A 16,196-nucleotide genomic window follows, 5' to 3' on the forward strand; every position below is an offset into this window, starting at 1 on the left:
ACAATAAATGTTATGATGACAGGAAAATTTCTTAAAATTGGAGCTTCAAATACACCAATTGTAGCTGCCGGGAAATTGTAAGGACTCATAAACCAATTTACCAACAGCCTTTTAATAATAAACCCAATATGATAAAAAAATTAATTTGTGTTACCGTTTTGGCAATGGAGGCCTTGTTTGCGGTAAAAGCGCAGCAAGGGCCCGGGCTAAAGCAACCCAGCCTTGTAATATGGAATGACAAACCGGCCAAACAATGGATGACAGAGGCTTATCCCATGGGAAACGGCCGCTTTGGCGGAATGGTATTTGGAGGTATCGCGCAGGAGCATATTCAGTTTAATGAAATAAGCCTGTGGACAGGCGATGAAGAAGAAACCGGTGCTTACCAGGCCTTTGGTGATCTGTTTATAAATTTTGATGGGAAAGATACCAGTGCCACCATTCCCGCAAACTATCGCAGGCAGTTAGATATCAGCAAAGCGGTTGAGCAAATTACTTATACCGATGCTGGTACTACCTACAAACGCGAGTATTTTTGCAGTTTTCCGGATAAAGTGATGGTGCTGCATTTTGCGGCTGATAAAAAAGCGGCATATTCTGCAATAATCAAACTGAAAGATGCGCACAGCACTTTGGCTACAGGCAATGGTAATATCTTACAAATTGAAGGCAAGCTGGATAACGGTTTGGCCTATAATGGCAGCATCAAGGTAAAAATAGAAGGCGGATCGGCCGTTGTTGAACCCGACGGCAAGGGCGGTTTACAGCTCCATATAAAAAATGCCGATGGCTTTACCGTATTGTTGGCTGCAGCCACAAACTACAGCAATAAGCGCTCGCAAAACTGGCGCGGCGAAGCACCGGCTATTAAAGTAAAAGCGAGTTTAGCGACAGCTACTGCCAAAACATATCAGCAATTATTAACGGCGCATTTAAGTGATTATCAAAATTTGTTTGGCCGGGTTGCTTTAAACCTGGGCGTAACCCCTGCGCAAACGGCCGAATTGCCAACTTATAAGCGCTTGGTTAATTATAAGAAAGAGGCCGATCCGCAGTTGGAGGCTTTACTTTTCCAGTTTGGCAGGTATTTGCTGATCAGTTCATCGCGTAAAGGCGGACTGCCGGCCAACTTGCAAGGCCTTTGGAACGAAAGCAATAATCCGCCATGGCGATCAGATTATCACTCCAACATCAACATACAAATGAATTACTGGCTGGCCGAGCCAACCAATCTTTCTGAATGCCATATCCCGTACCTGGATTATATCAACAGTATGCGCGAGGTAAAAAAGGTAAGCACACAAAAACAATATCCCGGCGTACGCGGCTGGACGGTTAAAACCGAGAACGGCGTTTATGGTGGCGGCAGCTTTTTGTGGAATACGCCCGGCAGCGCATGGTACATGCAGGGTATTTGGGAGCACTATGCCTTCACAAAAGATAAGGAATACCTTAAAAGCTTTGGCTATCCTATTATAAAAGAAATAGTTGAGTTTTGGGACGATCATTTAAAACACCGCCCCGATGGAACGCTGGTATCGCCACTGGGCTGGTCGCCGGAGCATGGGCCAACCGAAGATGGGGTAACTTATGATCAGGCTATAATTTATGACCTGTTTACCAATTACATAGAATCTGCAGATATTTTGGGCGTCGATAAAGCCTATCGGAATCATGTTGCCGATATGCGCGAGCATCTCCTTAAACCTAAAATTGGTAAATGGGGCCAGTTACAGGAATGGGAAACAGATCGTGATGATCCAAAGGATACCCATCGCCATTCGTCAAATCTGTTTGGCTTGCATCCCGGCAGGCAAATAAGCACCATAAAAACTCCTGAGCTGGCACAAGCTGCCAAAGTGAGCTTGGAAGGGCGTGGTGATGTGTCAACCGGTTGGTCAATGGCCTGGAAAATGAATTTTTGGGCACGCCTGCAGGATGGCGACCATGCTCACAAGATCATACAGAACTTTATTACGCTTGTGGGTGGTTCTGGTGTTGATTATAATCAGGGTGGGGGCTTGTACTCCAACCTTTTCTGCGCACACCCGCCGTTTCAGATAGATGGCAACTTTGGCTACGCAGCAGGTGTTGCCGAAATGTTGGTACAGAGCCAAACCGACGAAATTCAACTGTTACCGGCTTTGCCAACCGCATGGTCTACGGGTAGCGTACAAGGTCTTCGCGCCCGCGGAGATTTTGAAATTGCCGATATGCAATGGAAAAATGGCAAGGTTGTAAAACTAACTATCAAATCATTAGCTGGTGGTGTGTGCAGCCTGCGTTTGCCCAATGCTTTAAATGCAAGTAGCGGTTTAGTGAAATTCACAAGCGTTGCTAACGATTTTAAATGCAGCTTTAATACCAAAGCCGGTATACTTTACACGTTTGCAGCACCGGCTAAGTAAATTTTTAAATCATTTTACCTCCATATCATTAATGTTACAGATGATATGGAGGCTCTTATTTTACGGTTTATTTGTATCGGGGTTTTAAATTGACGGCTTATAAGCAGATGAGAGCGCTTTTAAGCGATTAATCCAATTGAAATGCCAAATGATGAAATAGATAAAGTATTCAGATTTGCTTTATAAGTATATTGTCCATCTACAAAAAAGATTTATCCATTTTTCGAAATACAATTACCCGATACATTTACCATAACCAATAATAACGAACACAACACCATGCCGAAACAAATTCATCAACATTTATGGCCATGCTTTGCGCTTGTTAAAAATGACCTATTTTGTGTGTATACCACCTTATATCTTCATTTATAAAATTCTTTTATATCAATGACAAAATTTAAAGTTTTAATCATATTTATATTATTCGCCGGTAGTATTTTGCGGGTATATGCACAGGATAAAAACACTCTTTGGAATGGTTTTGAAAAGGTAAAGTTAACGATTGCCGGTCATGACGCTTATTTTGTAAAGCCTGCTCATCCGCTGCCTGGTAACCCCTGGGTTTGGCGTACCTCATTTCCTGATTGGCATACCGAAATTGATAAGGTTTTATTGGATAAAGGGTTTTATGTAGCTTTTTTAAATGTAGATAACCAATATGGCAGCCCCGATGCCATGCAGGTTTATGATAAATTTTATGCTCAGTTAACGGGTAAACAAGGTTTTGCAGCCAAAGCGGCCTTTGAGGCAGTGAGCAGGGGAGGCTTGTATGCCTATGCCTGGGCCAAACGTAACCCGGATAAGGTTACCTGTATTTATGCCGAAACACCGGTTTGCGATATTAAAAGCTGGCCGGGCGGTAAATTAAAAAGCCCCGGCGATACGGCAGAATGGAGCCATTTTAAACAAGTATATCGCTTTACCGAACAACAGGCGCGTGATTATAACGATAACCCAATCGATAACCTCGAAGGGCTTGCATCGTTCCGTGTGCCGGTGCTGCATACCATCGGGCTCGATGATAAATTAGCCCCGCCACAGGAAAATACTTATATATTGGCACAGCGGTATTTGGCGCTGGGTGGTCCGGTGAGTATCCACCCTATAACGCAGGGGCCAATGGAATTGCAGGGTCACCATTTTACGGTAGATCGTCCTGAGTATTATGCCGATTTTATCTATAATAATTCATATCCGATACAAAAAATACTGCCTTACACCAATTATATTAAAACAGCAGGCGGCTTAAACAATTTCTACTATGCTGTCACCGTAAAAAAGAAAGCAACCGTATCCTTTCTGGGTGGCTCTATTACTTTTAATCCCGGCTGGCGCGATAAGGTTTGTAAGTATTTAAAGGAAACCTATCCCGAAACCGACTTTCATTTTATCGCAGCAGGCATACCTTCATTAGGCAGCTTGCCGCATGCTTTTCGCCTGCAGAGGGATGTGCTCGACTCTGGCAAAACCGATCTGCTTTTTGTTGAGGCAGCTGTGAACGACCGGGGTACCGACAGTACCACGCAAGTACGCTCTTTAGAAGGAATTGTAAGGCATGCAAAACTCAACAACCCCATGATGGATGTGATTTTCATGGCTTTCGTTGATCCGCAAAAAATAGAAAATTATGCCAAAGGCAAGGTATCGCCCGAGTTACTGAACCATCAGTTGGTGGCTACTCATTATAACCTGCCCTATGTAAACCTCGCCCTGGAAGTAAACGATAAGATAAAAAACAAGGAATTAACCTGGGATGATGATTTTAAAGATATCCACCCCTGGTATCACGGGCAGGAGATCTATTTTGAAACTATAAAAGCATTGTTACAGGCTACTACAGCTGACAGTTATAAAACACCGTTTAAAACATCCTTGCCCAAGCCAATTGATCCGGCACGGTTAGAGAACGGTAAATATTACGATATCACCAAAGCCAAATTAGACAAAGGATGGTCGATAGATGAAAACTGGAACCCGAAGGATGGTCTATCTACCCGTCCTGGTTTTGTTGATGTACCTATCCTCAGCTCAACCACACCCGGCGCCGAGTTAACCCTGCCCTTTAAAGGTACTGCGGTAGGCATAGCGGTAGTGGCTGGCAAGGATGCAGGTATTATTTCCTATTCGGTTGATAACGGGCAGTATAAAGACCTGGACCTGTTCACCGAGTTTAGCAGCTGGCTGCATCTTGGCGTGTACCATTTGCTGGGGTCGGGTTTAAGTGATGGTAACCATACCCTCAAAATTAAAATAAGCGACAATAAAAATAGCGGGAGTAAAGGCAATGCCTGCCGCATAGTTCATTTTTTGGTAAACAGTAAATAGAATCCCAATTCAATAAAACTATATGATGAAAAGAAAAATAGGGCTTGTAATAACCCTGGTACTGGGCACATGTATGGCCATGGCGCAGAATAAAGCGACAACCGCCGATATTAAAACTCCCAAAGCGGTAATGGATCAGTTTATGGACAAACGTTTTGGTATGTTCATTCACTTTGGCCCGGTAACCCAGCGCGGTACAGAAATTGGCTGGAGCCGTAACGACCAGGTTGCCGAGGCTGATTACGATAACTTGTATCATGAATTTAATCCGCAGTTATTTAATGCCGATGAATGGGTAAAGGCCGCAAAGGACGCGGGCATGAAATACCTTACCATTACTGCTAAACACCACGATGGCTTTTTACTTTGGCCAAGTGCTTTTTCTGATTATAATATTTCAAAATCGCCATTTAAAAGAGATTTGGTTGGCGAACTGGCTAAGGCCTGCAAAAAACAAGGCATAACTTTTTGTATTTACATGACTGTGCTTGATTGGCACGACCAGGATTATCCTATAGACAACCCGCATCACCCCGAACTGAATGCCAGAACCGGCAACATGACGGCCTTTAAAACCCGTATGAAAAATGAGTTAAAGGAAGTAATAACCAAATACCATCCATTTATGCTTTGGTTTGATGGTTACTGGGAAAAACCCTGGACACAGCAAGACGGTAAAGAAATTTATGACTACATAAAAAGTGTAGATGTTAATGTGGTAGTAAACAATCGCCTCGGAAAAATAAGCGACAAACTTGGCGGCGATGCCGTGGGCGATTACTTAACCCCCGAGCAAACCATAGGCAAATTAAACATGGATGAGCCCTGGGAAAGCTGCATCACCATTTGCAACCAATGGGCATGGAAACCAAACGACACCATGAAATCGCTTAAACAGTGCATCCAAACTCTTGTAACTACAGCATCCGGTAACGGAAACCTGTTGTTTAACGTTGGTCCGGCTATGGATGGCCACATGGAAGCAAGACAGGTTACTCGTCTTAAAGAAATGGGCTCATGGCTTAAACAAAACGGCGAAGCTATTTACGGTACAAAGGGTGGCCCTTATATGCCTAACGAGATTTATGCATCAACCCGTAAAGGAAATAAGATCTATATCAACGTTTTTCAGCGTAAGGATACTACCTTGAATATCCCTTTGCTGCCTAATAGCAAAATTCTTAAATCGTACTTTTTAAATGGTGATGCGGTTGTAATTAAATCCGACAGTAAAGGCTACAGGATTCCGCTGCCGGCAACCCTGCCCAATGAAAATTGTACCGTGATAGTGCTGGAACTTGACGGGAACGCTGTTGATATCCCTGTAATAAAATCTTAATAATTTCTTTTGATGAAACGATATTTTATATCTGCTACTACCGTATTACTGCTGCTCTCTACTCTTGGCTTTGCCCAAAAGCAGCAATTAAAGTTGCACTACACTAAACCCGCCTTAAGATGGGAAGAAACCCTGCCATTGGGTAACGGACGGCTTGGGATGATGCCCGACGGCGGTGTAACGAATGAAAAAATAGTACTTAACGATATTACACTATGGTCGGGCTCACCACAGGATGCCAATAATTATGATGCCTATAAAAAGCTACCCGAGATTCGTGAACTGCTGTTAGCCGGGAAAAATGTGGAAGCGCAGGCTTTGATAGATAAAGACTTTGTGTGTAAAGGCCCTGGCTCTGGCGGTGCCCAATGGGGTTGTTTCCAAACCCTTGGTGATCTTAACCTGAAGTTTGATTACCAGGGTGCTGATGCTGCTGAAGTAAAGTTTGATAGCTATGAGCGTGAATTATCGCTTGATAATGCCATAGCCAAAAGCAGCTATAAAGTAAACGGCATAACCTACACGCGTGAATACTTTACCAGTTTTGATGATGATGTGGATGTGATCAGGTTTACTTCCGATAAGCCCGGGATGCTGAACTTTAGCGTCAATTTATCGCGCCCGGAAAGGGCAACCACCACTACCATTGGCAATACCCTGCAAATGGAAGGCAGGCTGAATAACGGTACGGATGGTAACGGAATGCAATATATTGCGAACGTAAAGGCTAAGCTAACAGGCGGCTCGATAACCAATACTGCCAATAGTTTGGTAGTGAAAAATGCCACCGAGGTTATTCTTTACGTATCGGCCACTACCGATTTTAAAAGTCCAGGTTTTAAGGCAAAAATGGAACAGAACTTAGTAGCTGCCCTTAAAAAGCCATACGCTTTGCAAAAACAGCAGCACATAGCAAAGTTTCAAAAACTGTTTAAACGCGTTGATATTAATTTAGGAGATGATGGCAAGGCAAGTAGCCAAACAACAGATGAACGACTGATCAGTTTCCATAAAGATCCAAATAGTGATAAAGGATTACCGGTGCTGTTCTTCCAGTTCGGCAGGTATTTAAGTATCTGTAGCACAAGGGTTGGGTTGTTGCCGCCAAATTTGCAGGGTTTATGGGCCAACGAGGTGCATACCCCCTGGAACGGAGATTATCACCTTGATGTGAACGTGCAGATGAACCATTTCCCGGTTGAAGTAGCTAACCTGTCTGAACTTAACTTGCCGCTGGTAGAGTTAGTTCGTGGGATGGTGAAAAATGGCGAGCGTACGGCCAAAGCGTATTACAACGCCGATGGCTGGGTGGCCCACGTAATTACCAACGTTTGGGGCTGGACAGAACCCGGCGAAAGTGCCTCATGGGGCGTAACCAAAGCCGGATCTGGCTGGTTGTGCAGTAATATATGGGATCATTACGCTTTTACCAATGATAAGGCTTATCTGAAAAGCATTTATCCTATACTAAAAGGATCGGCAGCATTTTATAATAGTATCCTTGTAAAAGATCCTAAAAGTGGTTATATGGTGACAGTGCCATCTTCATCGCCAGAAAATAGTTTCATGATGCCCGATGGTAGCGGTCGCCATGCCAGTATCTGCATAGGAGCTACTATTGATAACCAGATCATGCGCGAGCTGTTTACCAACGTAATTACCGCGTCAGAAACATTGGGTATAGACGCAGCTTTCCGCAAACAATTACAAAAGAGGCTAACCGAAATCCCACCTGCCGGTATCATCAGCAAGGATGGCCGCATCCAGGAGTGGCTGGAAGATTATGAAGAAACCGAGCCACAGCATAGACATATTTCTAACCTTTACGGCGTTTATCCCGCATCAGAGATTACGGCAGATGGTACGCCTGAATTGGCGGCTGCCGCAAAGAAAAGCCTCGATGTGCGCGGCGATGATGGGCCAAGCTGGTCGATCGCCTATAAACAACTGGCATGGGCAAGGCTGCATGAGGGCAACAGAGCTTACAAGCTGTTTACTGAGATCATGAAACCTGCAACAAGTACAGGTATCAATTACGGCGCCGGTGGGGGGATTTATCCCAACCTGTTATCCGCCGGTCCGCCGTTTCAGATAGACGGTAACTTTGGTACAACAGCCGGTATTGCCGAAATGCTGATCCAAAGCCACGAAGGTTATATTAATCTGCTCCCCGCCATTCCCGATAGCTGGAAAGCATCAGGCGAAGTAAAAGGCTTAAGGGCGCGTGGTAACTTTACGGTGAGTTTTAAATGGAAAGATGGTAAAGTGACCAGCTATCAGGTAACGTCCACTACGCCGCGTAAAGTGAAAGTGAAAATTAACGGAGTTATAAAATCAGTTATGGCTCAAAAGGCTTAATTATATAAAAGAATAAAATACCTATCAATGAATTGTTTGATAAAGGATCTCTTAAGTTGGTGGTGGCGATGCAGCTGTTATTTGTAACAGTTGCATCGGCGCAAAAAACAGCCGACAAAAATATAGTTACCATACCATTTGGCGGCAATAGTTATATTGCTTACAACCTTAAAACAGGATTATACGATGTTTACCGCGGCAAAATCGCAACGTTTAGCAATGTTAGTATAGCAGTTAAGGACAACGGGAAAATAGTAACTTCCAAAGATTATTCGTTAAGGGAGTACAATAAATCGGGCATATTTGATGGCTTTGGAAAAGGTATCGAATATATTATCACCCTCAATGGTAACAATCTTACCAAAACGGCGCAGGTGTTTTATACCTATCCGGGTAAAGAATACTTTATAACGCAGGTTTGGCTGGTTGGTAAGGGTGTAAGCACCAATTCTATTACACCGTTTGTAGGCAATATTCCGGCAGTTACCGGTGATGTGCGCAGCGTTTTTGTTCCGTTTGATAATGATACGTTCATCCGTTACAATGCCAAACCATTTACTGCCCCTTTTACAAATATGAGCGCCGAGGTGGGTACGGTGTATGACAATAATACCCGCAATGGTTACATTGTCGGTTCTGTTGAACACGAGATTTGGAAAACAGGCATACGCACAACGGCCTCTAAAGAAAGCGGTAATACCATCACAGCCTGGGCCGGATACACGGATGAAAACGTAACCCGTGACCATATAGAACATGGGTACGTAAAGGGTAATATTGTAAAATCGCCCGAGATTTTTGTTGGTTATTTTGATGATTGGCGCACCGGTATGGAAGAATATGCCAGGGCCAACCGTTTTGCCGAAACTCCTTATGTTTTTAACTGGACTAAACCTACACCCGTTGGCTGGAATAGCTGGGGCGTAATGCAGGAGAAACTTAGCTATGAGAAAGCAACGAAAGTGGCCGATTTTTTTGCTGATAGCCTCAAAAATTTCCGCACCGGCGGTACAGCGTTTATCGATCTGGATTCGTACTGGGATTTTATGCTGAAAGGTGGCTTGGAAGGTGACTACAGCAAACTAAAACAATTTGCCGATTACTGCAAAAGTAAAGGCCTGCAGCCCGGCGTTTACTGGGCACCATTTACCGATTGGGGATGGAAAGGCGGGCCAGACCGCAAGGTAGCCGGCACCAAATATACCTACGGCGAAACATGGACAAAAGTAGGCGACAACTACCACGATATTGATGGCGCACGTGCCGTTGACCCAACCCATCCGGCCACGCTGGAGCATATCGATCTGGTGATCGGAAAGCTAAAAGAATGCGGTTTTAAAATGATCAAGATAGATTTTTTGGGCCACGCCGCTGCCGAATCCACCCATTTTTATGATACCACTATAACTACCGGGATGCAGGCTTATCGTAAAGGAATGGAGCATTTGGTGGATAAGCTGGGCGATCAGATGCTGATATATGCAGCCATTTCGCCAAGTTTGGCTACGGGCAGGTATGTGAACACGCGTCGCATTGCCTGCGATGCTTTTAAAAGTATCCACGATACACAGTACACTTTAAATAGTGTTACTTACGGCTGGTGGCAAACCTATTTATACAATTTTGTTGATGCCGATCACGTGGTGTTAAACGATGAAAGCGAAGGTGCTAACAGGGCACGTATGCTTTCGGCCATAATCACCGGCACATTCATCACCGGCGATGATTTCTCGACACATGGGCAATGGAGCGGTCGTGCTATAGCATGGTATCAAAACCCGGAGGTATTGAAAGTGATCCAAAACGGCAAAGCATTCAGGCCGGTTGATGGCAATACCGGCGAAAACGCATCTGAAATGTTTACCCAAAAAATAGGTAACAGTATCTATATTGCTGTATTTAATTACAGTAAGGATGCTAAAACCTATACTCTTGACGAGAAACGTTTAGGGCTTGGCTCCATTAAATTATATAAAATTCATGAGTTGTTGCATGGAAATACCGTCAATATGACAACTAATTTTAAATTTGCAGGCAGCGACGCCGCTTTATACAAATTAGACCCTAAATAAAACCAAAATCATACAGTGAGAAGAACGCAAAAAACACTTGTAATTCCTGTTTGCCTTACATTGGCAAGTCTGTTATCAATGGCGGCTAAAACTTACGCCCAAACGGTAACTATCCCGGTAGAAACGCAGAATAACGCGCTGGTACTGCAAACCGATGCCGATAAAAACCTCAAGATGGTTTACTTCGGTACAAAGCTTACCAACACGGGCGAATACGCACAAATTTTGCCGATGTACAAACAGGCCGATGACTCGGGTATTCTGAACTCGGCCTACACGCCGTCTGGTTCTGCCAACCTTGCCGAGCCTGCCATAACTGTTACCCATGCCGATGGTAATAAATCATTAAACTTGGTTTACGTAAGTCACCAGGTTACTAAAATTGATGATGATGTTACCTTGTTAACGGTTAAACTTAAAGATCCGGCTTATCCGTTTGAAGTAACGCTGTACTATAAAACCTATTTTAAGGAAGATGTTACCGAACAATGGTCGGTAATAAAACATAATGAGAAGGGGATAGTAACCCTTAATAAGTTCGCTTCGGCCAACCTGAACCTTAAGGGCAACGGTTTTTGGCTTAAACAATATCACGGCAACTGGGCCGAGGAAATGCAGCCTGAAGAAGCCCGTTTAACTCATGGTATTAAAACTCTCGACAGTAAACTGGGTACCCGTGCCAATTTGTATGAGCCATCTATGTTTATGGTATCTATGGATAAACCGGCTACCGAAGATGAAGGTAAAGTGATGCTGGGCTCGCTGGAATGGTCTGGCAATTTCAAGATAGACCTGGAGCTTGATGTAGCCAATAATTTAAGGGTGATTGCCGGTATAAACAATGCCGCGTCAGAATATCACCTTAAACCTGCCGAAGAATTTACAACACCGGCTTTTGTTTATACCTACTCAGATCATGGTAAAGGTGATGCCAGCCGTAAACTACAGCGCTGGGCACGCAAATACAAAATTGTTGATGGCCAGGGCGAAAGACTAACCCTGCTTAACAACTGGGAAACCACCTATTTTGATTTTAACGAAAGTAAACTGGCGCAACTGCTTAAAGACACCAAAAAGCTGGGTGTTGACATGTTTTTACTGGATGACGGATGGTTTGGAAACAGCCATCCCCGTAATGGTGATAATGCCGGTCTTGGCGATTGGCAGGAAAACAAGCAAAAGCTGCCGAATGGCATCAGTTCGCTGGTAAAAGAAGCGCAGGCCAATGGCGTAAAATTTGGTATTTGGATTGAACCTGAAATGGTTAATCCGGCAAGTGACCTGTATGTGAAACATCCGGATTGGGTTATCAAACAACCAAACCGTCCGGAGAAATATTTCCGTAACCAGTTGGTGCTTGATCTTTCTAACCCGCAGGTGCAGGATTTTGTTTATGGTGTGGTTGATAACCTGTTCACCAAAAATCCTGATCTGGCTTATATAAAATGGGATTGTAATGCAGTAATTTATAACGCCTATTCATCTTACTTAAAAAAGGATCAGTCGCATTTATATGTTGATTATGTGAAAGGTTTATACAAAGTGCTTGAACGTGTAAGGGCTAAATATCCAAAAGTGCCATTAATGCTATGCTCTGGTGGCGGTGGTCGTGTTGATTATGGCGCGCTTAAATACTTTACCGAGTTTTGGCCAAGCGATAATACCGAGCCTTTGGAGCGCGTATTTTTGCAATGGGAGTATTCTTACTTTTACCCGGCAATAACCAGCTCAAACCACGTTACCGATTGGGGTAAACAACCTATAAAATTCCGTGTGGATGTGGCTATGATGGGTAAATTAGGTTTCGATATCGTAGTAAGCAAACTGAGCGAGCAGGACCTGAACTATGTTCATGATGCGCTTAAAAGTTATGATTATCTGAAAGAAGCTATCTGGCATGGCGATCAATACCGTCTGCAAAGCCCCTGGGATAACGATGCAGCATCCATAATGTATGTTAACGATGCCAAATCAAAAGCGGTAGTGTTTAACTATTTGGTAAATAACCGTTACGGAGCCGGAACCAAGGTGCCTATTGTTTTAAAAGGCCTCGATCCGCAGAAAAAATACAGTGTTAAGGAAATCAATGTTTACCCGGGAACAAATTCGTCCTTAGGTAAGGATCTTACATTTACCGGCAACTTTTTAATGACGGTTGGTATTAACCCCGATGTTAATAGCGGCCGTGCCAGCGTTGTTTTACAGCTTGATGAAGTGAAATAAAACTGACTTACTTCTATATTAAAAGTCCTGGAACTTAATTGTTTCAGGACTTTTTGCATTAAAGCTAAAACGGTTTAAATAGAATGGGACAAATATTAGTATGAATCACAACATGTTAACAGTACCTTAACGAAGGTTAACCGGTAAGTAACAAGAATATTATGTAACATACCTGCAACAGTTTTAAATAAGCCGTTGTTGGTGTGTATTTTAGCCCGTGGGTTAACAGTACCCATGCAGCCCTGCATTGCTGCTACATCGGCCTTATCATGAAGAAAATTTTACTCCTGTTATTTATTACTTTAATTGCAACTTACACCTACGCTCAAAATCGGAGAGGGGGCGGTGGTAATGGCGGTCAGCGCCAGCCGCGCGAATCCCGTATACCCGGTGGAGCACTGCCATTCAGGGAAGTTATTGGCGTTGTGCAGGACAGTGCCGGTAACAAAATGGAGGGAGCCACTATAAAGCTTAAAACGGCTAAAGATAGCCTGATCACAAACTCTGTTGACAAAGGGAAATTTACTTTCAAAGGTGTAACATCGGCCACATTTGTACTTACAGTAAGCAATGTAGGTTTTGAAACCGTTGTGCGGAGTATGCAGTTAAGCGAAACTTCCCGGAGCCTGGAGCTTGATCCCGTGATTTTAAAGGTACAATCAAATATGCTTGGCGAGGTAACCATCAATGGCGCGCCAAGTGTTGTGTATAAAACAGATACTGTGCAGTACCGGGCTGCCGATTATAAAGTGCGCCCCAATTCATCGGTTGATGAAGTGCTGAAGAAAATGGAAGGATTTGAGGTTGGTACCGATGGAACAGTAACCCATCAGGGTAAGCCGCTAACCAAAATAAGGTTAAATGGTAAGGATTATATAGGAGGTGATTTAACGCAGGCTATTAAAAATCTACCGGCAGATATCATTGATAAAATTCAGGTAATTGATGATTACGGCGACCAGGCCAAACGTACTGGTATTAAAGAAGGTGATCCGCAAAAGGTGCTCAATATAACTACCCGTGCCGACCGCTCGGTAGGTAACATTGCTCGTGTAAACGGCGGAATAGGTAACAATGACAGGTATGACGGTCGTGTTTATTTACAAAGATTAAGCGGTAACGAGGTAATAGCTGTTTTAGGCGGGATAAATAACACAGTAAATGGTGTAGGTGGTGGGGGTAGCAGCGGCGGAAACACACAAACCGGTGGTCCGCGATTAAATTACCGTAATGATTTCGGAAAGAAGATAAAGATTAATGCCAGTTATGGCTATAATTTCAGGAATGTTACATCGGTGAGCGAAAGTAACGGATACAGGCTGGATAGCCTTGGCCGTACAGATTTTGTGCGCAGCAGTAACCGATTGAGTAAAAATAAAACGCATAATTTCAACTTCGATCTGGAGTATGAAATTGATAGTGCCGATTACCTGAAGGTATCGCCAAATTACAGCTATAATAGCGCTGTAAACTCAAGTACCTCAACCAATCTTCAAACTGGTTTAATACACCAGGATATCAGGGGAGGTAACAGCAGCGGTAACACAACCCCGGCATACGGAGCCGCTGTATTTTATCAGCACATCTTTAAAAAGCCGCACCGTAACGCTTCTATCTGGATGAGTTATAACCACTCGGATAATGAGCAGGATAACGAGCAAAATAATAATATACGATATTACATCGATAGCAATTCAACCACCCGCGATTCGTTGGTACACCGGTATATCAGCCGCAGCAATATCAGTAAAAGCTTTAGCACGCACCTGACTTATGTAGAGCCTTTTAACCTCGAATCGCAACTGGAGTTTAGCGCACAGATGAATAGCCGTAGCTATGATAACCAGGCTTATACCAGCAATATTGATTCGGCAGGTAGAAATCACCTTGTCGATTCATTAAGCAACGTGTATCAATATTCGTTTACAGAGTTTAGGTTTGGGGCTAACTACCGCATCAATAAAACAAAGTATAACATATCATTAGGAGTTACCGCCGTGCCAACAGTACTGGACGGTTCAAAGGCAAGCTTGGGAAATGTAGCCACGCACCGTACCAATTTTAACTTGATCCCTATTGCGCGTTTCGAGTACGTGTGGTCAAAAGAACAGCGGTTTTCAATAAACTACTCCGGAAACCCGTCGGAACCAAGCTTTAACCAGATCCAGCCGGTGCGTGATGAATCTAACCCGCAAAACCCGGTTATTGGTAACCCTAACTTGAAGCCGGCTTTTAATCATAACATAAACGCGCAGTACAATAATTATATCATTGATTCAAAGTTCAATTTATCGGGCAACGTATATGCAAGCTTTATTCAAAATCAGATAGCAAATAACGATCGTTTGATACCTGACGCTTATGGTACGCTGAAAAACGAAACCAGCTTTGTGAATATTGCCGGTAATCATTATTATGGTGGTAATTACAATGTATCAAAACAATTGGATGATCGTAAATATAACCTGTCATTAAACGGAAGCATCAACTATGGCCATAGTGTAAGAATGAATCGCGACCTGGCATATATTGTTACCAACTGGCACTATAATGAGCGTTTTGGGCCGCGTATAAATCCTAACGAATCCATAGAGTTTAACCCATATGTGTCATTTGATGTAAATAAAACATTTTCAACCCTGCCAACATCCACAAATACCAATGTGCAAACAACAGCCCTCGCAGTTGATGGTAAATTTTACTTTATGGAGGGGAAAACCTTCACCTTTGGTTATAATGCGAGTAAAAATTATGTAAGGGGATTGCCCAGTAATATAACCCGCAATCCGTTGGTTATTAACGCCTACATTGAACAGAATTTTTTCCGGAAAAAGAATTTTACCTTAACGTTTCAGGTGTTTGATATTTTAAAGCAAAACAACTTTGTTAACCAGGTTAATAACGGAAACGGGGTAACCAATACGCTTACAAACGCGCTCAGCCGCTACTTTATGTTTAGTGCGAAAGTATATCTGCAAAAATGGAGCGGCGCCCCATCCAAACACGGCAAGTTCATGAAACGAATGGGTGATGGAAGCTTTATAGAGTAAAGACTTCCATCGTTATTTATTATAGGGGTAGGGGTTAAATCTTTATCAATTCTCTTTTGAGTGCAGCAATAACGAGTCCTGTTCTTGATTTGGTTTCAAACTTTTGAAAGAGCGCTTCGCGGTAATTATCAATGGTATGCGGACTAAGGTTCATTAAGTCGGCAATCTGCTTGTAGGTAAGATCAGAGCAGCAAAGCTCAAGGAACTTCAGTTCGTTATTGTTCACCTCGATGCCTGAAGTTTTTACAGGCTGATTATCCTGGATGTTACGTAAAAGCTTACCGCTAACCAGTTCATTAATGAAAAAGGATTGCCTGGCAATGCTGGTAATGGCACTTACGAGGTCGGCAGCTTTTGATTGTTTAAGCATGTAGCCGCCGGCGCCGGCTTTAAGCATACCAATAATGGGCTTATCTTC

The 16,196-nt window shown here is 43.3% G+C and carries 8 protein-coding genes; 7 read left to right on the top strand and 1 reads right to left on the bottom strand.

Annotated elements, in window-relative coordinates; translation table 11 throughout:
* The first annotated feature begins 128 nt into the window (after positions 1 to 128).
* The 7 genes from BLS59_RS07905 to BLS59_RS07935 all read left to right on the top strand — a co-directional run bounded on the left by BLS59_RS07905 (position 129) and on the right by BLS59_RS07935 (position 15,778).
* Positions 129 to 2,408 carry a glycoside hydrolase family 95 protein gene (locus BLS59_RS07905; protein WP_091147270.1) on the top strand — a complete coding sequence of 760 codons (2,280 nt, stop codon included), beginning with the start codon at positions 129 to 131 and terminating at the stop codon, positions 2,406 to 2,408.
* 390 nt (positions 2,409 to 2,798) lie between these two features.
* The gene (locus BLS59_RS07910; RefSeq protein WP_205411209.1) at positions 2,799 to 4,736 is read left to right on the top strand and encodes an SGNH/GDSL hydrolase family protein; all 1,938 of its coding nucleotides are present in this window, start codon (positions 2,799 to 2,801) and stop codon (positions 4,734 to 4,736) included.
* Between the two features lie 22 nt (positions 4,737 to 4,758).
* Positions 4,759 to 6,075: an alpha-L-fucosidase gene (locus BLS59_RS07915; RefSeq protein ID WP_091147277.1), complete on the top strand. Its 1,317-nt coding sequence runs from the start codon at positions 4,759 to 4,761 to the stop codon at positions 6,073 to 6,075.
* Between the two features lie 12 nt (positions 6,076 to 6,087).
* The gene (locus BLS59_RS07920) at positions 6,088 to 8,433 is read left to right on the top strand and encodes a glycoside hydrolase family 95 protein (RefSeq protein WP_091147279.1); all 2,346 of its coding nucleotides are present in this window, start codon (positions 6,088 to 6,090) and stop codon (positions 8,431 to 8,433) included.
* A gap of 68 nt (positions 8,434 to 8,501) precedes the next feature.
* A complete protein-coding gene (locus BLS59_RS07925; protein WP_091147282.1) occupies positions 8,502 to 10,505 on the top strand; it encodes an alpha-amylase family protein in 2,004 nt (667 codons plus the stop codon).
* Positions 10,506 to 10,520: 15 nt separating this feature from the next.
* On the top strand, positions 10,521 to 12,728 hold the full coding sequence (locus BLS59_RS07930; RefSeq protein ID WP_240315178.1) for an alpha-galactosidase: 2,208 nt from the start codon (positions 10,521 to 10,523) through the stop codon (positions 12,726 to 12,728).
* 269 nt (positions 12,729 to 12,997) lie between these two features.
* Complete coding sequence (locus BLS59_RS07935; protein WP_143014069.1) at positions 12,998 to 15,778, top strand: outer membrane beta-barrel protein; 2,781 nt, start codon at positions 12,998 to 13,000, stop codon at positions 15,776 to 15,778.
* A 34-nt stretch (positions 15,779 to 15,812) separates the two neighbouring features.
* Here the strand turns inward: BLS59_RS07935 and BLS59_RS07940 are convergent.
* A partial coding sequence (locus tag BLS59_RS07940) for a response regulator transcription factor (RefSeq protein WP_143014070.1) occupies positions 15,813 to 16,196 on the bottom strand: 384 nt, incomplete at its 5' end.

This window comes from Mucilaginibacter pineti (genome assembly GCF_900101875.1).
Lineage (GTDB): Bacteria > Bacteroidota > Bacteroidia > Sphingobacteriales > Sphingobacteriaceae > Mucilaginibacter > Mucilaginibacter pineti.

Bases quoted from the DNA above. Each gene is read 5' to 3' on its own strand.
- BLS59_RS07915 (WP_091147277.1), top strand. From the start codon at position 4,759: ATGATGAAAAGAAAAATAGGGCTTGTAATAACCCTGGTACTGGGCACA.
- BLS59_RS07935 (WP_143014069.1), top strand. From the start codon at position 12,998: ATGAAGAAAATTTTACTCCTGTTATTTATTACTTTAATTGCAACTTAC.
- BLS59_RS07905 (WP_091147270.1), top strand. From the start codon at position 129: ATGATAAAAAAATTAATTTGTGTTACCGTTTTGGCAATGGAGGCCTTG.
- BLS59_RS07910 (WP_205411209.1), top strand. From the start codon at position 2,799: ATGACAAAATTTAAAGTTTTAATCATATTTATATTATTCGCCGGTAGT.
- BLS59_RS07925 (WP_091147282.1), top strand. From the start codon at position 8,502: ATGCAGCTGTTATTTGTAACAGTTGCATCGGCGCAAAAAACAGCCGAC.
- BLS59_RS07920 (WP_091147279.1), top strand. From the start codon at position 6,088: ATGAAACGATATTTTATATCTGCTACTACCGTATTACTGCTGCTCTCT.